The organism is Marinobacter algicola DG893 (genome assembly GCF_000170835.1).
GTDB lineage: Bacteria > Pseudomonadota > Gammaproteobacteria > Pseudomonadales > Oleiphilaceae > Marinobacter > Marinobacter algicola.
On sequence record NZ_ABCP01000001.1, the window covers coordinates 70503 to 87573 of the forward strand.

General features: G+C 50.2%; 16 protein-coding genes and 1 pseudogene. 10 read left to right on the forward strand and 7 right to left on the reverse strand.

The genetic code is table 11. The features are described from left to right. Positions 1-30 precede the first annotated feature (30 nt). On the reverse strand, positions 31-1332 hold the full coding sequence (locus tag MDG893_RS00280; protein WP_007151694.1) for a TolC family protein: 1302 nt from the start codon (positions 1330-1332) through the stop codon (positions 31-33). A 290-nt stretch (positions 1333-1622) separates the two neighbouring features. Beyond that, positions 1623-2876, reverse strand: a complete 1254-nt coding sequence (locus MDG893_RS00285; RefSeq protein WP_040474135.1) for a DcaP family trimeric outer membrane transporter — start codon at positions 2874-2876, stop codon at positions 1623-1625. 336 nt (positions 2877-3212) lie between these two features. On the opposite strand from MDG893_RS00285, the gene MDG893_RS00290 reads away from it, so the two are divergent. Both MDG893_RS00290 and MDG893_RS00295 read left to right on the forward strand, forming a co-directional pair. Continuing rightward, complete coding sequence (locus MDG893_RS00290; protein WP_007151696.1) at positions 3213-3509, forward strand: hypothetical protein; 297 nt, start codon at positions 3213-3215, stop codon at positions 3507-3509. A 202-nt stretch (positions 3510-3711) separates the two neighbouring features. Next, positions 3712-5025: an ATP-binding protein gene (locus MDG893_RS00295; protein WP_040474136.1), complete on the forward strand. Its 1314-nt coding sequence runs from the start codon at positions 3712-3714 to the stop codon at positions 5023-5025. A 30-nt stretch (positions 5026-5055) separates the two neighbouring features. Here MDG893_RS00295 and MDG893_RS00300 read toward each other — a convergent pair whose 3' ends face one another. The 4 genes from MDG893_RS00300 to MDG893_RS00315 all read right to left on the reverse strand — a co-directional run bounded on the left by MDG893_RS00300 (position 5056) and on the right by MDG893_RS00315 (position 10681). Continuing rightward, positions 5056-6594: a hypothetical protein gene (locus tag MDG893_RS00300; protein ID WP_007151698.1), complete on the reverse strand. Its 1539-nt coding sequence runs from the start codon at positions 6592-6594 to the stop codon at positions 5056-5058. Between the two features lie 73 nt (positions 6595-6667). Next, complete coding sequence (locus MDG893_RS00305) at positions 6668-8074, reverse strand: hypothetical protein (protein ID WP_007151699.1); 1407 nt, start codon at positions 8072-8074, stop codon at positions 6668-6670. A 248-nt stretch (positions 8075-8322) separates the two neighbouring features. After that, positions 8323-9312: a porin gene (locus tag MDG893_RS00310; protein WP_050776441.1), complete on the reverse strand. Its 990-nt coding sequence runs from the start codon at positions 9310-9312 to the stop codon at positions 8323-8325. 241 nt (positions 9313-9553) lie between these two features. After that, complete coding sequence (locus MDG893_RS00315) at positions 9554-10681, reverse strand: saccharopine dehydrogenase NADP-binding domain-containing protein (protein WP_007151701.1); 1128 nt, start codon at positions 10679-10681, stop codon at positions 9554-9556. Between the two features lie 182 nt (positions 10682-10863). Here MDG893_RS00315 and MDG893_RS00320 point away from each other — a divergent pair, with 182 nt between their 5' ends. The 8 genes and pseudogenes from MDG893_RS00320 to MDG893_RS21335 form a co-directional block, all read left to right on the forward strand. Next, positions 10864-11760 (forward strand): cation efflux transmembrane domain-containing protein, encoded by an 897-nt coding sequence (locus MDG893_RS00320; protein ID WP_007151702.1) that lies wholly within the window; start codon positions 10864-10866, stop codon positions 11758-11760. A 4-nt stretch (positions 11761-11764) separates the two neighbouring features. After that, positions 11765-12301, forward strand: coding sequence for a signal peptidase II (lspA, locus tag MDG893_RS00325; RefSeq protein WP_007151703.1), 537 nt, complete (start codon positions 11765-11767; stop codon positions 12299-12301). A gap of 12 nt (positions 12302-12313) precedes the next feature. Further along, entirely contained in the window at positions 12314-12664 is a 351-nt protein-coding gene (locus tag MDG893_RS00330) for a DUF3703 domain-containing protein (RefSeq protein ID WP_007151704.1), read from the forward strand. Between the two features lie 102 nt (positions 12665-12766). Next, a complete protein-coding gene (locus MDG893_RS00335; RefSeq protein ID WP_007151705.1) occupies positions 12767-13672 on the forward strand; it encodes a cation diffusion facilitator family transporter in 906 nt (301 codons plus the stop codon). A gap of 249 nt (positions 13673-13921) precedes the next feature. Then, positions 13922-14560 (forward strand): DsbA family protein, encoded by a 639-nt coding sequence (locus tag MDG893_RS00340; RefSeq protein WP_007151707.1) that lies wholly within the window; start codon positions 13922-13924, stop codon positions 14558-14560. Positions 14561-14582: 22 nt separating this feature from the next. Further along, positions 14583-15425, forward strand: a complete 843-nt coding sequence (locus MDG893_RS00345) for a cytochrome c oxidase assembly protein (RefSeq protein WP_007151708.1) — start codon at positions 14583-14585, stop codon at positions 15423-15425. Beyond that, on the forward strand, positions 15422-16042 hold the full coding sequence (locus MDG893_RS00350; protein WP_007151709.1) for an SCO family protein: 621 nt from the start codon (positions 15422-15424) through the stop codon (positions 16040-16042). Before MDG893_RS00345 ends, MDG893_RS00350 begins: the two co-directional genes overlap by 4 nt. A gap of 344 nt (positions 16043-16386) precedes the next feature. Then, positions 16387-16503: pseudogene (locus tag MDG893_RS21335) on the forward strand (cytochrome c biogenesis protein CcdA); the annotation flags it as partial. A 53-nt stretch (positions 16504-16556) separates the two neighbouring features. On the opposite strand, the gene merR reads toward MDG893_RS21335, so the two are convergent. Further along, a complete protein-coding gene (gene merR, locus MDG893_RS00355) occupies positions 16557-16985 on the reverse strand; it encodes an Hg(II)-responsive transcriptional regulator (RefSeq protein ID WP_007151710.1) in 429 nt (142 codons plus the stop codon). Positions 16986-17071: the final 86 nt, after the last annotated feature.

The window sequence follows — 17071 nt, forward strand, 5'->3', positions numbered from 1 at the left end:
GAGAACGTTCAACCATTAATTTTCTTGTCATCAGGAACCGGATGACATTGAAAGGGCACCGCCGGTGCTCACTTCCAACGCCCGGACGGCGTCGATATAGTCGTGTTGCACTTGGACGTATTCCTTCCTCACTGACAAAAGATTGTCCTGAGCGGACAGGACATCGGAAGCATCGACTTTTCCCGCTTGAAGAGCTTTCTGCATAAGTTGCAGCGTTTCCTCCGAACGCTCGAGAATCGACTCGTTCATCTGGCGCAATCTGCGTACGGCGGATTCGTACTGAGCTACAGCAGATACGACCTGGCGTTCAGTCGCCAAACGCAGCGCCTCGGCCTCAAGCTCGGAGATTTTCAACTGAGCCGAGGCCTTCCTTTTTTCGCCGGAATAATCATGAAACACGGTCAGAGGCATCGACACACCTGCACCAAAAAGGTTGGAGCTTTCCTCCCGCTCGTAGAATCCGAACACTTTCAGGTTCGGAATCGTTAGACTCTTGGCCAGTTCCAGGCCGGACTCATTCGCAGCAATTCTGGCTGCTGCCGCCTTCAGATCCCCTCTCTGGCGCTGAGCCATCGCGACAAGCCGATTAGTTGGTGGCAAATTGGCACGAGCTACATTGAACTCTCCCGCGACCCCTACCGCATCGGAGGGGGACACTCCAAGAACTTCCGTCAGGTCAATTTTTGACTGCCTAAGCTTTTGCGCCGCTTCGGCCTTTTGGTTCTTAGCTCTTGCCAAGCCAATGACGGCGGTATTGAGCTCAACCCGGGTCTGTTTGCCCCGCTCAACGGACACCTCAACCAGCTCTTTGGTTCGCTGCATCAGCTCAACGGTGCGGGTTGCGGTTTCCAGCTCTTTCTGTGCAAGCAGTATCTTGAAGTAGGCTGACCGCACTCGGGCCTTAATCGCCACCTTCAGGTATTCAAGTTCCTGCTGTTGAGAAGTGAGAGTGCTCTGAGCACGCGACTGACCGAGATCGCCCCGATTGCCCATCCAGACTTCCTGAGTAACCCGAACCTCGTAATTCAGTGACTGATCCGCCTGATCTGGGTTGTCACGGCCACTCAGCTCAAGCTCGGGGTTGCTGGGCGCCCAGCGGCTGGCATGATCGAGCCCAGCTTCCTGCATGGACACCGCAGCCCGCCTCAAAGCCAACACCGGGCTATTCTCAAATGCCATTACCATTGCCTCGTTCAAGGAGACAGCCTGGCTGCCCTTGGCTTGCTGGTACTCCTTGAGTGACACGCTCTCCCCGGCCGTGGCCGCCGCCGAAGGCATGACGTTCAAGACTCCGGGTACTATCAGCACCCACAACAACAGTCGTTTGTTCATTCAATATCATCCTGGCTATTTGACTGAGATACATGAATCAGCGTTTTCGCCGTAAATGCCAGGACGACCCTACAGATAGACCTTTAAATCAGTCTGAATTCGGCGTCATCAGACCTTAACTCGTACGGAGTGCGACGGAACTATGGCGAGATATAGTCAAAAATCGGGGAAAGAAAGGGATAAAAGAGGAGAACTTCATCCAGCGCATCGGAGGGAACTGGAGATAAAAAACGACGGGCTTATCTAAGCCCGTCGTTGGGTCCAATGGTGTGGAGCAACACTATGAACGATTAAAAATCGAACTGTGCAGCCAGTTGCAGTCGAGTGTTGTCAGCAGATTCGCCGTTGGCCAGCTCTTTGTCCGCGAAGGAAAGCTCCAATCCCAGCGTTACCGGGTCAGCAATTTTGTAAAAGTTGCTGAAGTGAACGCTTTGCAGAGTTTCGAAGGAGTTCGGGAACAAATCTTCTGGCTGATCACCCTCTACGCGCCCATAGGACAGACCAGAGGAGAACTTTGGCGTCCACTGTTGACTAATAGCAACGTTGGCGCCATATGCCTCAATGGTTTCAAGGTTTCCGTTGGCGTCAACGTATGCCTCGCCAATACCAGTGCGGCTAGCGCTGCTATCATTATTGCTGAAGGAACTATAAATGTAACGACCCACGCCGTCACCAAAGATTGCCCCTGCCATGACCGTGGTGGTGTCGGTCAGGTTTAGCCGACCAGCAACCAAAACACCGTAACCAAAGGCGTTGTCGTCGCCCGTAGCAGCGGCAGAGTCAGTCTGAAACGAACGTGCAAGACCGGCAACTTCAATGCCACCAGCACTACCGGCCCACTTGTATTTGGCGGTTAGATCCGGCGCATTATCGCGAGAGCCGTCAAAACCCGTTGTCTCAGGATTCTCAGCGGAAACTGAAAAATTAGCACCGCCACCCAGAGGCATGGTGTAGCGTAGCTGTGCCTGACGAATAAACGAAACACCTACAGGGCCGTCAAAATCAACGGTGGACGGATAGGCGGTAAACTGCATGAAGTTGGTCCAAGTCTGACCTGCGAGCAGACCGTTCAGCTCACCATAAGCGTGACGAAGACGCAGCCCTCTGGAGTTCGAGAAAATTTCGTTGCCGCCACCACCGAAGAAGTCACCTTCAACGGTCGTTTTGACATCGCCCACGTCGGTTGGCGTGGTTGTCTTAATGCGAACCCGTGATTGTTGAGCATGGGCTCGGAATGAAGGGTCGCTTTCGCTATTAGCAGTGTCAAGACCTGCTACGAACAGACTGTCTCCCATGTCCTGATCGAAATCATAGATCATATCCAGTTTGACATAGCCACCTATTGTTACGGTGGTATTGGTGCCGGGCACCATCCAACCTTCCGCTCCCTTACTATCTGCCATATCATCCAATTGGCGCTGCAAATCATTAATCTGTGTCTGAAGTTCAGTTGCGGATTGCGCTTGAACAGACGTGGACACCAGACCCGCAGCAGCAAGCGCTAGAGTCGCTCTTATCGCTAACCTGAGTTTATTAGTTTGCATTGTAAATCAGTCTCCATGAGCCTTCGTTGTAAGTCACCTGGCCGGTAATTGACGCCGAACAAACCGACCGCTAGCTCGCTTCAGTTGTTGGCCACTACCGGTAAGTGGTTCATTGATCTCGCACTTTTCGCCAGAACAACGACTTGCCATTGATAGCAGATGAACTTGAAACGAACTTGAAAACAATGCCCCTCTAATACCTTTGTATTAACGATCGCGTCGCAACCGTTCTTCTAACCGTGTTCTCTTTTCAACATCTAATTTCATTTTTTCAAGCTGAGTTAAAGTTCATCTGTTTCCATCTGGGTACAGATCATTCAACTTTAAGGTGACTCTATGAGAAAACATCTATTGCTCACATCTCTAGCACTAACCTTGGCTGCAGGAAGTCTTCATGCGTCTGAGGCTAATGATGACAACCTGGAACAAAACAAGCTCTCCGAAAGCAGCGTTCAGGACATGAAGAGACAGCATAGGGTGATGACACAGGCGGCCTCATCTGAAGTGGGCATGGAGGCACGACGGAAATTGATGTTATCGAATAAGGACGATATCTATCACGAGATGATCAAATCGGGAGATATTAATCTATCTCAATTGGACCAGTTTTCGAAAGATCAGTTTATTCATTAGAACGAATTTAGAACTAAGCGCCTGCCGATTGAATATGGCCGGTGAATTAAGAAGACAATTTTGCCAATAGATAATATTTAAAAACCAGTTGCATCGTGAATGGTCTCCACCATTCCGTCTTGCCGCACTACTTTTGTAGTGCGGCTTTTTTAGGCCTAGATTTAGTCGATAACAACTCCTAACCACTTGCTTGGCAGACCACATGCCCAGAAAAAAACAACGCCCTTCAATAAAACGGAAACTACTTACTTTCCTGACACTAACGGGTTTCGCGTGTACGGGGCTAGTATTTATCTCACACACCCTTTTAATCGATTATATCCACGATGAACTTCACAGACAGCAGTTACAAACCGCAGCTACCCAGCTCTCAAAGGTACTAATAAACAATAAGAAAGAAATTACAAAATCTTCTCTCAGAAATTTTTCTTTGTCTCAATATTCTTTTCACATCGAAGGCAGTCAAAGCCAGAATTTTACAAGTGAAAACATTAAACCAAAATTACACATAGTAGAGGAGTTTAGAAAACCCGGAATTTTTCACATCTCGGACGACGGTCGATCAATACTTGGTTACAACAAAATATTTAATGACGGAAAAGATAAAATAAGCGTTACTATAATTGAAAGAAACTCCTACTCACCGAACACACTTGACAAACTCCATGTTGTTATATGGATTATATCTTTTACAATTCTAGTTACGATATCAATGATCATATTTCTTGGGGTAAATATCGCACTAAAACCTCTAAAACTGATGAGCGCCCAATTAACGTCGCTTAAAAAAGGTGAGCGCAATAGACTGGATGAGAATGTACCTGAAGAGTTCAATGAACTTGTCAAGCATCTTAATCGCCTACTAGAGTCTTACGACAAAAAACTCACCCGTTCTCGCCACCTAGCCGCGGATATTTCTCATAGCTTGAAAACACCGCTTGCCGTCATAAACTCCGTGATCAATAACGAAGCTGTCCCCACCACAATCGTGAGTCAACTTAAGTCTCAACTGTCTGAAATACACGAGCTGATCGACACTCAGATGAGAAAAACCGAGATGGCTGGTCAATACATTGGGAAGGCGACACCAATCATTGAGAAAGCTCTGGCACTGGTGGATGTAGTCAGTCGAATCTATCCTTACAAACAGATCCACCTTCAAGAAACATTACCCAGAGAGCTTGTCTGGCCAATTGATGAGCGTGATTTTAATGAGATTTTGGGTAATGTGCTTGATAATGCAAGCAAATGGTGCTCTCAGGAAGTCCATTTACACCTGAAGCTTGACGATGACACTTTGACTATTCTTGTTGAAGATGACGGCCCAGGAGTGGCCCCACACCAACTTGCCGATCTCACCAGGCGCCAGAAAAGACTGGACGAAAAAACCCCTGGCTATGGCCTTGGCCTATCAATCGTTGAGGAAATCATCAATGACTACGGTGGCGCCATGCATTTTTCTATATCATCCAAAGGTGGTCTTCGGGTTCTAATCGAGCTTCCAAGAAGCATTTGACGACGACTAAGACAGTTTATCCAGTTTTAGTCAGCGACCTGCAGGCATAGCAGCCCGATACACCAACGTCTCGACGTCAAAACTGTCGTTTTGAACTGAGTTCTCATCAGGCGACATAAAAAACAACCCTGTATTGCCTGATACTGGGGACACCGGAGCCGACGTTAGAAGACTTGTTGACTGCGTTTTGGGAGATTTCCCGGATCTCAGCGTCAACCAATCAACTCGAGTATCATAAACACCTATCATATCTTCGGCTGCAATGGATTCCTGTGGAATCCCGATATTAACGGCATCCCCACCGGAGCGTACGAGCAGGTTCGGCAAGAATAGTGTTTGCCTCGGACTAAACACCAACTCAGGCGACACGTCGTAAGTCATACTCGTGCCTGCCACCCGGTTTCCAATCTCATAGTCCAGATGTGGCCCCTCAGTGCCAGCAGGGAAAAATGAAACCTTTCCTTGGGAGACGGTCACCATATTCAAAGGTCTCGGTTTGTTCCGAACAACGGCACCGATCACCCGAAACACTGGTGTGTATCGGCTTAATTCTTCATGAACGGCCTTATCAAGATCTGGCCTGTTCGGTGAGATTAATATCTCATAAATCTCTGAACCAAATCCCTGCTCTGAGTAGAAAGACTGCCCAAGAATAGTTTCCCGGCGACCGTCAGCATCCAAATCCTGCAACCCCAACATTAAGGGCATGAAACCGATGGCTTTAGCCTTCCCTTCGGCCAACTGAATCAAAGAACTTGAAACGCGACGGCCATTCCACTGATTTAAAATGAGGTAGTATGAGTTTTCTGAAACGTACCAGTCCATTCGGATGACTTTCTCCCGACGGGGCACCTCAATGGACGCCAGGCTCTGAACAGCCCCACTGGAATCAACAAGGAAAAAGCTGAGTTTATTTCCATGCTCCGCCGCAAAATAGTAGTCGTTGCCAGAACGAAACGCAGACAACGACTTTGCGTTGATGGGCAGCCTGGCAATTGGAGGTGCTGAAGCCTCCCCCTCAACTGAACCTACCCGGCGTTCTTCAGCATCGGTCTGTACGATGCCGACCAACCAGGTGTTGTTGTAGGTCGCAACGGCCTGACCTCTCCCGGTAACCTGAAAACGCACCAATGGCACATCACTTGACGCCGCTGGCTCGTCCTGCCACAAAAGATCAGGAAATCTGGATTTCAACGCCGGCGTTGCCGGCCCGGGTTCGCCGGCTCTGTTAGTAAACACTGCCGGGATACCGTAAAAGCGTTTCGATACAGCTCCAACGGATGGCATCGTTCCAAACAGCACTTTCCCTACCGCCCGATCCTTTCCAATACTCTCGATGCCGATGACTGCAAGGTTTTTTACCGGGATGCCTGCATCTTCAGGCTCCCGTAACACAGCAAATAAATCACCTACCTCAACAGTGGCATCATCAACTGTAAGCGAAAGCACTTTTTGATCAATATCTACCTCAGTGACCTCTGCCTTTGCTGGATGCCCACGCTCAACAGCCTGCACCAAACCGGCTAGTAGGAGCGTCAGGAACACAAATACAGCAGAACGAGTAATCATAGGGAAAAGTCACCTAATGCGAATTCATTTTGGAGAGCAAACACGGGGTGGCGTTACCACCACCCAGTGTTTGTTAGAACTTGTACCTTACCCGACCGGCAACATGAACAATGTCCTGATCGCTTTTGCCATCCTGCAGGGCAGTTTCCTCCAGCGCATCCATGGCATCGCCTGATACCAGGTATGCAGCTTCTGCCGACAGCTCCAGCGAAGGGTATGGGAAGTAGGAGATCTTGGAACCAAATTCCAGCCCGAGATCTTTTGAGGACGATCCATCTGCAAGTGCAATATTCTCAGCCAAGCGGTTGTAGACAATCATTCCGCTGACCGTAATATTGGCCGCTACTTTGTGATCGAGCTGAAGTTTGTTCATGAAATACCCTTTGTCGAGAATATAGGGCGTTTCGGCGAAGTAGTCATCGCTCGTCATGTTTTCCTGAAAAATCATACTGTCACTGAAGTCGACATCCGTGGCGATGAAGGCGTCGAAGTCTCCATCTTGCTCATTGCTATCGCCCGATGCGTAAAGCACGGTGTACGTCAGTTGGTTTGGCCCAAATTGCAGCCCGAGCTCGCCGCGCCCCAGAAAGGTCGAAAGGTCGTAGTTCGTATTGGGATTAGTAGCACCATTCAAAGGAACGAAGTTTACACCCTCTATTGTTCCGCTTTGGCCAATCACCGTACCCTTCACGAACATGCGTCCCAGCGACGTCTCCTGACCGTAATCCAGCTCCACCCCAACGCTGGAAACGGAATATTTGGAGTTATCAGCGATGCTCTTCAGTTCATATTCCCTGCTATTTACCGTACCTACTCCCTCAGCAATTTGATCATTCATCTGATAGAGGTAGAAGAGGCCCGCACTCAAGTTCGGTGAGTAACGCTTGTTCAGGTTGATCGCGAAGTTGTCCGCGCCATCCCAGCCTTCGTCCTGTTCTGAGTCGACGCCGCTCTCATTGGAAGAGTCACCCCGCCCCCACAACAACTGATAGTTAATTCCGGAACCCAGTGAGCCTTTCCAAACAGCGGCGGTGGCGGTTTCAGTCCAGACATGTCGGTTCACTGACACTGGCTGCAAACCCAGCGATACACGCTGGTCTAGCGTGTTGGGCACCAAGAAATCCACGTAGGCCCACCGTGTTTCAACATTAACACCATCACCAGAAAAGTCCCCACCAGAGCCCTCGCCGTATCGGATGCCACCAATCTCCGTCGCGAATACACCGGTAACTTTTTTGTCATCGGATGTTGCTTTCGCCCAAAACCGGTATTTGACCTCACCAAAGCTCTCGGTCGGCTCGTCATCTTTCAGCGTACCGCCACCTGAGTTACCACCAACAAACCAGTCTCTTTGATTGGTGTAAGCTTGAAATCGGTTGTCCATATCACCGTGGAATTCAATCTCCGCTGCCGTCGCGGTCCAGCTTCCCGACAATGTTGTAATCCCTGCAATCGCAGTGGCCAGAATGTTGCGTTTCAACGTATTCCCCTCCAGTTTCTTTCTTGATTGTTTGTGATATTCGATTCGTACGGATAGTGGCGTAAATTTTAAAACCAGCTAGAACACCGGACTAAAGGTCAAAAAAAAGGCGGGAATGAAGCATTCCCGCCATTAAATAACCTTCGTTAACTCGCAAGTAGGCTCTCACACGAACCTTAAATGAACTTGAAATCCGGAAAATATTTCAGATACGTCGCTCTCCCTGTATTCAGCGATCACGCTCGACGCTACATGGAAAACTTATGCTCGAAGCCCACGCCAAATGTGGAGTCCTCAGAGTCAGCCAAGTCCGCCTCCACCCGAGACACGTAAGCATAAACCTTACTCTTACTAGCCAGTTTATAATCGAGCCCCAAGGCCAGCAGGGTTAGCTCCTCGTTTGTGGTCTCAGCTTCTGTCAGTCCGTACTGCGCCTTGATCTTCCAACGCTCAAGGTTAACGGCACCGCCAACCAGATAAGACGTATCTTCTCCAGGACCATCGCTTTCTTCTGCCAACTGGTAAACTGCGCCGATCTCAAAGTTGCTCAATCGGACCTTCCCTACAGTTCGCAGGATATTGAGACGACTATCGCCACTTGGATCGGCTTCCAGTGAATCCTCGATATCAGAATCGTAGGCAATACTTCCGTAGAAATGATCATTTTCAAACGTAAAAGAGCTGGAAATTGCATCCGCAGGTCCGTCGTTCTCTGCTCCGGTTGATTGGTCTTCACCCGGGATAACAGCAACATTGACGCCCACAGCATCAAACAGACGAGGGGAACTGTACTGAACAATGTTGCTGGTCCGATTTTCGCCAGCCATGATGTTTTTTATATCCGCTTGTAGGTCGTTGAACTGGTCAACCTTGCCCTGCGCTGACTTTAAAGGAGTGTCAAATTTTCCCGCAATCAGTGCACCGAGATTCGCCTGCTTGAAGCCACCGTAGATATTACGCTGCGAGAAGGTTTGGCCATCCTTATCTCCATCATCAATCGATATTTCAAATTCCGCCTTGTAGATTGCCTCCAGGCCTTCGAGATCGGTATCAAACACCCCTTTTACACCCAGACGGGAAGCATTGCTCTGAAGCTTCCAGGCATCGCTGCTACCGTCATCCTGGTTTTCATACGAAACATTCGCTTTGCCGTACAGGATAGGACCGTCCGCCGCAAGTGCACTCATTGAAGTTGCTGCAACCCCACCAATCACCAACATCGATAGACACTTTTTCATGAACACCTCTTCAGATTAGATAGATTCAAAATGACACTTGAAGTCTTTCAAATGCTGAATAGATGGTGCTTGTCACTTATTGCAGAATTGTTAAATTGCGATATTTTTCTCTTTATTTCAACAACATAAAATTCAAAAACTTTTTATTATATCCTTTGACACTGAATTGAACTTGAATCTAAGAGATCATCTTCGTAAATTTATTCATGAGCACGAAAGCACTTTCCACTAGACTCAAAATTCATCCGTCAAATTTTGACGTTCGATTCCCGTACTGCTCACTAAAGCGATACCAGAAGCCTTCTTCCTGAAGTTTATCGAGAAACCACTTATCTTGACTGACCCACTCACCCAGATATCCGTAGCCCGGACGCATACCGGAATCTCCCAAAAGAGACTCGCAAAGAATCGCGGTAGGGATTGCGGTGGCGCGATAAAGCTCATGGTGACCAATTGATACTTGGCGCGATGCGCGATCACCACGGCTCTCTGCAGTCAATGCCAGACCGAATGGTTCTTTAGTGAAGCGCTGAAGCGTTGAATAGAATGCGCGTTGGCGCGTCTCGAAGGAAAAGCAGCCAAGCATTCCAGTTCTCTCAAATGTCATCAGCGCATCGGTAACCGGGTTTAGGCCGGCGTGGTAAAAGCTGAAGTGATCAAGGGAGAGCTCATTCGGTAAGGTTTGGAGTTCATCCAGGAAAACTGGAACACAGATACTGCTTCCCAACCCGCCTTCGAACCTTCGAAAGCGGATGTCCCAAAGACGGGATTGTGTCCACCCACGATCATATTTCCAACCCTGGCTTTTGGCCGCACCAAGGATGTCGGCAACCCCGCCCCAGCCTATACCTGTGGAACGATATCGCCCATACATCGCAATCTCGTTCACTCGCCCTGAGCTACCGCCACAAAGCCATCGCGCTAGCCATCCTGGCAACCCCGGGTCGGCACCTGCATCCAGTATGAACCGGCTATCGCTCGCTTCAATGAGTGTTCGCATGCTCTGGAATACTCCAAGCTTGCTCGGATTCGGAGTGATATCGATGTAATCGGCTCGATTCGCGATACAGCCTTTAATCAGGTTCTCAATAGCAGACACCGAAAGACCACACGCGACAATAACGACATTCTGCCCATGCGGGCATTGCCTGATTTGTTCGGCGTCGGCCACATCAATTGACCTAGCACCGAAGCGCCCTGTGACACCGGCTTCGCGATCTAACTGATCCGCCCGTTTGCGCCCTTTTTCCAGTGACCGGCCTGCCAAGACGATATTGCCTTCGATCCGCTGCCCCAAGAGAGTTGCAATCGCCGCCCCTGCAGCTCCGTAGCCACCAAGGACAAGTACGCTCTTATTGCCCTGCCTCACTTCTTGCTACCCCATTCTATATTTCGAAAGCTTCAACTCGGTAGCTACTCTAAGGTCAAGCGGTGACTCTTAGATATGTGCTGGTTCATGAGTCTCGTATCCAGCCATAGACTGCCTATTGACCCTATAGCTACTACAGGGTTTTAGATAACGTTATTTGAAAGAACACCGGGGACGTGAAAATGAGGAGCGACTGTAATGGAAAGTGTGGCAGTAAAGAATTTGTCACAGACAATAACTTTCAAAAACCCACTATCACCGAATCTGACGCCCATCTCAGCACTTACAAGGTGCCCAAGATGGATTGCCCTTCGGAAGAACGAATGATTCGAATGGCGCTCACTGGCTTTGACAACATTCAGGCACTCTCATTCGACCTATCGAATCGAAAGCTGGAAATTATCCATCTAGGCGAAATCGGAGCTATCACCAGCAAACTGGAAACCCTGGGTCTGGGCGCTTCACTGCAGACGACGGAACACGCCAGCCTTGAATCCGTCAGGGCGGCTGAATCGTCGAGTGCCAACGAGACCGAGGAATCCGGCACTCTATGGATACTGCTGGCAGTAAACGGTTTGATGTTCCTGGTCGAGATGACGATGGGCCTGATCGCCCAGTCTGCTGGCTTGATTGCAGACTCGCTTGACATGCTCGCTGACGCGGCCGTTTATGGTCTCGCGCTTTACGCCGTTGGGCATGGCATCAAAATGCAGGTCAGAGCGGCCCATGTTGCTGGCATTCTCCAGCTTATCCTTGCCGCCGGAGTAATGATTGAAGTTGGCAGGCGCTTTCTATTTGGCAGTGATCCACAGTCACTGATGATGATGGCCATCGCATCCGTGGCCCTTTTTGCCAACATCAGTTGCCTGCTCCTGATCGCCAAACACCGTGACGGCGGCGCCCACATGAAAGCCAGTTGGATCTTTTCAGCCAATGATGTGGTTATCAATCTGGGGGTTATCCTTGCGGGGCTTCTTGTTGCCTGGACCGGCTCCAATTACCCGGACCTGGTTATTGGCGGCATTGTGGGAGGCATCGTACTCATTGGTGCCAAGCGCATACTTGCGCTAAAAGGATAATTCGATGTTTAAAGACCGCGCTAGTTTATCAACGCTTACCTTTCTCGGCTTTTCCACACTGGTAGCGCTAGCCGACCAGATTATTAAATGGCTCGTCCAGCAATCCATGGCTTATGGCCAATCCATTGAGATCACTCCTTTCTTTAATTGGGTGCACGTATGGAATGAAGGCGCGGCTCTCAGTCTCTTTGCCGATAGCAGTGGCTGGCAGCGATACTTTTTTATCGCAATAGCCATTGTCGTCTCGGTTGTTCTCGTCAAATTAATCCAGGACAGCCGTCAACGAGCAGAAGCCCTGGCTTGCGCTATGGTGCTTGGAGGCGCACTAGGAAATGTCATCGACCGAGTTTTTCGAGGCTACGTTGTCGATTACTTGGATTTCCATTGGCAATCCTGGCATTGGCCTGCGTTCAACCTTGCCGACGTATTTATAGTCCTGGGCATGATCATGATTTTGGCCATGAGCTTCAGGGCCAACAAAAGTCCCAACAAACAGGTGGAAGACTCACCCTCACAACCGGGCGACTACAGAAGGGAGTAGGAGGAGGAATCAATGCACAGTGAATTGAAGCACTTCTTTCGCGTGGAACTTCAGGCTGCCGACGAGGCAGAAAAAAGGGGCGATTTTCAGGCAGCGTTCACCTATCTTGAACGCGCCCATATCCTCAGCCAGAAATTCACTCTGGCGCACGCAGCAACTCATATACGGATGCTCAGACTGGGGTGGCGGACGAGAAATGTTCGCGAAGTCCTTGGGCAGTTTACTCGAGCGATTGCCGCCCTACTCTTCTCCCGCATCTGGGTTCCGGCTGGGAACACAGGGCGCGCAAACGTCAGTGCATTTGCGCGCATGCCAGTGCCAGAGGATTTAGCACGTGTACTAAAGGAAACGCGCGGACCGTAGGTTAGCTCCCCAGAGAGCGGAAGAAACCAACGGCAAACATTTGACCCTGTAGCTACTACAGGGCTCATAACTGTGAACAAATCTTCGTTGATAGAGGCAGACATGCACGACCACAGTCACGATCATAGCCATCATTTCGACACTCATAACCGTTCATTTGCGATTGCGGTCATACTCAATACGCTATTTGTCGTTATCGAAGCGGTGTATGGAATTATCTCCGGCTCTCTGGCGTTGCTGGCCGATGCTGGACACAACCTGAGCGACGTGATGGGCCTGATTCTGGCCTGGGTGGCCAGTTGGCTCGCCAGTAAAGCCGCAACATACGGCAAAACCTATGGTCTGAAGAAAACCACCATTCTGGCGGCGCTTTTCAATGCTTTGATTTTGATCGCCGCTGTCGGTGGCATCACCTGGGAAGCCATTCAACGTCTGACAGAGCCTGCTGATGTTGCTGGTCTCACTGTAGTGATCGTGGCTGGTATTGGCGTGTTGATCAACGGTGCCACTATGATGCTGTTTCTCAAAGGGCAGAAAGGCGATATCAATATCCGCGGCGCCTTTTTACATATGGCCGCAGATACGGCGGTTTCGGTGGGCGTCGTGATCTCTGGCACGGTACTGATGTTTACCAACCTGACCTGGATTGACCCCATCGTCAGCCTCATTATTGCCGTTGTGATCTTTATGGGCACCTGGCAGTTGCTGAAAGATTCCGTAAAACTGGCCGTCGATGCTGTTCCCAAGGGCATTGATCCTTCGGCCGTCCATGAACGCCTGGAGAATCTACCTGGCGTTCAATCGGCCCATCACCTTCACATCTGGGCACTGAGTACCACTGAAAATGCACTAACCGTTCACTTGGTGAAACCGGACCCGGAAAGTGACGACCGGGTCCTTAGCGAGGCCGCTGACATGCTGAACGAGCGCTTCGGCATCCAGCATACAACCATCCAATGGGAGCGCGGTGACGATCAATGCCCGAACACTGCCCACTGCGGAACGTAGGCTCACTGACAAGGCATGCAAGCGGGAAGGCGACACAGAAATTGTACGCTTGCTGTTTTTTGGGCTGCGTTCCTGCGTGGACTTAGTAGAAATCAAAGCGGGCATTCTCACGGTCATGATGAGTGTGGTGCAGTCACCGATGGAACCGTTTGGAATGATGTTTATCTGAGGTGGGCGCCCAATCGGCTGCAACCGAACACCTGAAAAGTCTGACACTCTTTGAACTCATCTAAAATAGGGAAATCTCACTTGCGTACCCGAACCCTGGTCATAAGTCTCGTTCTGTTTTGTCTGGTTATCTTTGCAGCCGCTTTTATTTATTACGATCGCTCTCAGGGCACTAATGAACCCGCCGTTGTTGAAAAAACGCCATTGGTGAGGGATTACTCTCCTGTTATCGGCCCTGAGGACGCTCCGGTAACCATTGTCGAGTTCTTCGACCCATCTTGCGAAGGCTGTCGCGCCATGTACCCCTACGTAAAACAGATTAGGGCGGCTTACCCAGACAGAGTGCGCCTGGTATTGCGATATGTGCTGTTTCACAAAGGCTCGGAAGAGGCCGTCAGAATGGTAGAAACCGCCGGCGAACAGGGGATCTACGAGCCGGTGCTTGACGCTGTCATGGAAGCACAGCCCCAGTGGCATGACGATCCCGATGTCACCGCAGCATGGGATGCGGCGGAGTCAGCCGGGCTGGATGTAGAAGCCGCTCGGGCCAGTATGAACTCGCCCGAAATCGACGGTATTGTTCAACAGGATGCTGCGGACGTTAAAGCGGTTGGAATTTCCGGAACTCCAACATTCTACGTCAACGGAGAAAAGTTGAGCCGGCTGGGGCCTCAGGAACTGTACGACTTGGTGACGTCCAAGGTAGAGTCATCAAAATAACAACACCAGAACCGGCAACGCTATGTCACTGCTTGACTACCTTCTGCCCTACGATTTTTCGCCGCTGACCGTGCTGAGCTACATGCTCGTTATGGGGTTCTATGGCATCGGACTGCTTCGGATACCGGATCAGGATCGGCCTGGCGCGCTGCGGATCTTTGCGTTCACCTTGGGTGTAATCATTTGCTATGCGGTGATGCAGACGCGCTTCGATTACTACGCGCAATACATGTTCTTCGTCCATCGGGGCCAGCACCTCATTCTTCATCACATCGGGCCTATCCTGATCGCGCTTTCCAATCCCTTGCCGGTCATGCGGTTCTGGTTTGAAAAGATAAGCCCAGGCTGGAGGCGCACGCTCCAGCCTCTGGGTTGCGTTTATCACGTTCTGCAACAGCCCTTCATCGCCCTTTTCCTGTTTGTTGGGCTCATTTATTTCTGGCTGTGGCCATCGATCCATTTCGACGCCATGCTCAGCCGGGATCTGTACTGGGTCATGAACTGGAGCATGTTGCTAGATGGCCTGCTGTTCTGGTGGTTGATCTTTGACCCAAGACCGCCAGCGATCACCTCGTCGCTGGGATATGGCAGACGCATGTTGGTTCTGGCTGCCGCAGGTGTACTTCAGATGTTTCTTGGTGCGTGGATCGTGTTCTCACGTGACATGGTCTACGACGTTTACGAAGTCTGTGGCAGGGCCTGGCCCCTGGACCCGGAAGTCGACCAACTCCTCGGCGGTATGCTGACCTATATTCCACCGGCCATGATGAGCATTCTCGGCATTCTCCTTATTCTCCGTCGTGCCATGCACGAAGATGGGAAATACACGAATCATTCCAAAAATCTTGAGAGAAAAGCATCATGAGCACCCGTTTCCGTCGACACCGCACCAAAATCATACCGGCCATTTCAACGGTAGTAATGGCCATATTGCTGACTGGTTGCCTTGGCAACGAAGAGGACTGGCATGGGAAAAACATCAGTGGCCTGATGCCTGAGCTGGAATTTGACCTGATCAACAGCCAGGGCGATCCAGTATCTAGCAATGATTACAGTGGCCGCGTAAGAATGCTGTTTTTCGGGTTTACCTCGTGCCCCGATGTGTGCCCGACGACTCTGCAAAAACTCAATCAGGTAACTAGCGGCTTGTCCCCAGAGCTTCAAGAGGAAGTGCTCACTTTGTTCGTAAGTGTCGACCCGCAACGTGACAATCCTGAGCGCCTGGCAGAGTACGTCGATTTTTTCGGTGACGATATTGTCGGTCTCACCGGGGAAGAGCTGCAACTTCGAGAACTGGCCAAACGATATCGGACTACCTTTGGTTATGAGGAACCTGGCCCAGACGGCAACTATGCTGTTTCCCACAGTAGCGCGATTTATGTATTTGATCGCGAAGGTAACCCCCGCCTGCTAATACGGCCCGATTTGAGTGGAGAAGAAATTCGGCATGACCTCGTAGCTCTCATTCAAGAGGGTTCCTGAATTCAGTCGGAGTTGATGCCTCGGTTCACATTTCCACGTCCACGGTCACCGTTGTTGCAAAATTTGAAGCACCCGCAAAGGCAGCCGATGATAGGACTGCCTCGTTACCTTTAAATAGCCTGTTTTCAACGCACAGCTCTCTTCGCTCCGTTTAGTTGCGAGATGCCAATTGAGGAACTAATCGAATCTTAGGGCACATAGGTGGGAACCATTTCCGATGACACAAATGTTTTTGGGGGCATAAATAAACTACCTGAATTTAATTTACATTTATAAACAATTATTTAGCGATAGATATTAGTCCTGCCGGGGGTACCATACCAGCAATAAAATCATATGGTTAAAGATCTGCCTCTGGTTTGGTATTAATTGTAATGGGCGTGATGGTATTAACAGGCCAGATGACCCGATTTGCTACCCGGATGCTATCCACGTTCCCAGTACTGGGAGGGCTCGGATAATGTTTTTCATAAACTGGAGGCGCCCGCTTTTAGAATCTCAATGACCGATCCCCTCAAACCTCCGGGGCTTTGCTGATCCCGGTGTGCAATGACGCGATGAGAGGGCAGGCAATGTCCCCTTTTTGTTCATGGCACCGGGCAACCATATCGCTCAGAACACTCTCAATTCTTTCCAATTTTTTGATCTTCCCACGCACGGACTCCAGTTTGTGCTCGGCCAGGACACTGGCCTCCTGGCAGTGGGCGCCATCTTCCAGTCGAAGCAGGTCGATAATCTCGTCGAGGCTAAAGCCCAGGTTCTGCGCCGATTTCACGAACGTCAATCGATCAATATCGGCAGAACCGTAGCGTCTGATCCCACCGGGAGGCCGTTGGGGCTCCGTTAACAGGCCCCGCCGCTGGTAGTAGCGAATGGTCTCGATATGGACACCGCTCGCCTTGGCCAGTCCACCGATAGTCAGTGGTTTTACGTAATTCACCATGCGGGCTTACTCCGTAGTTGACTACGGTATCAGTTTACTTCATCAAACAAGGTCACTAATAGAGCATTTGCCCATGCAATCCATGG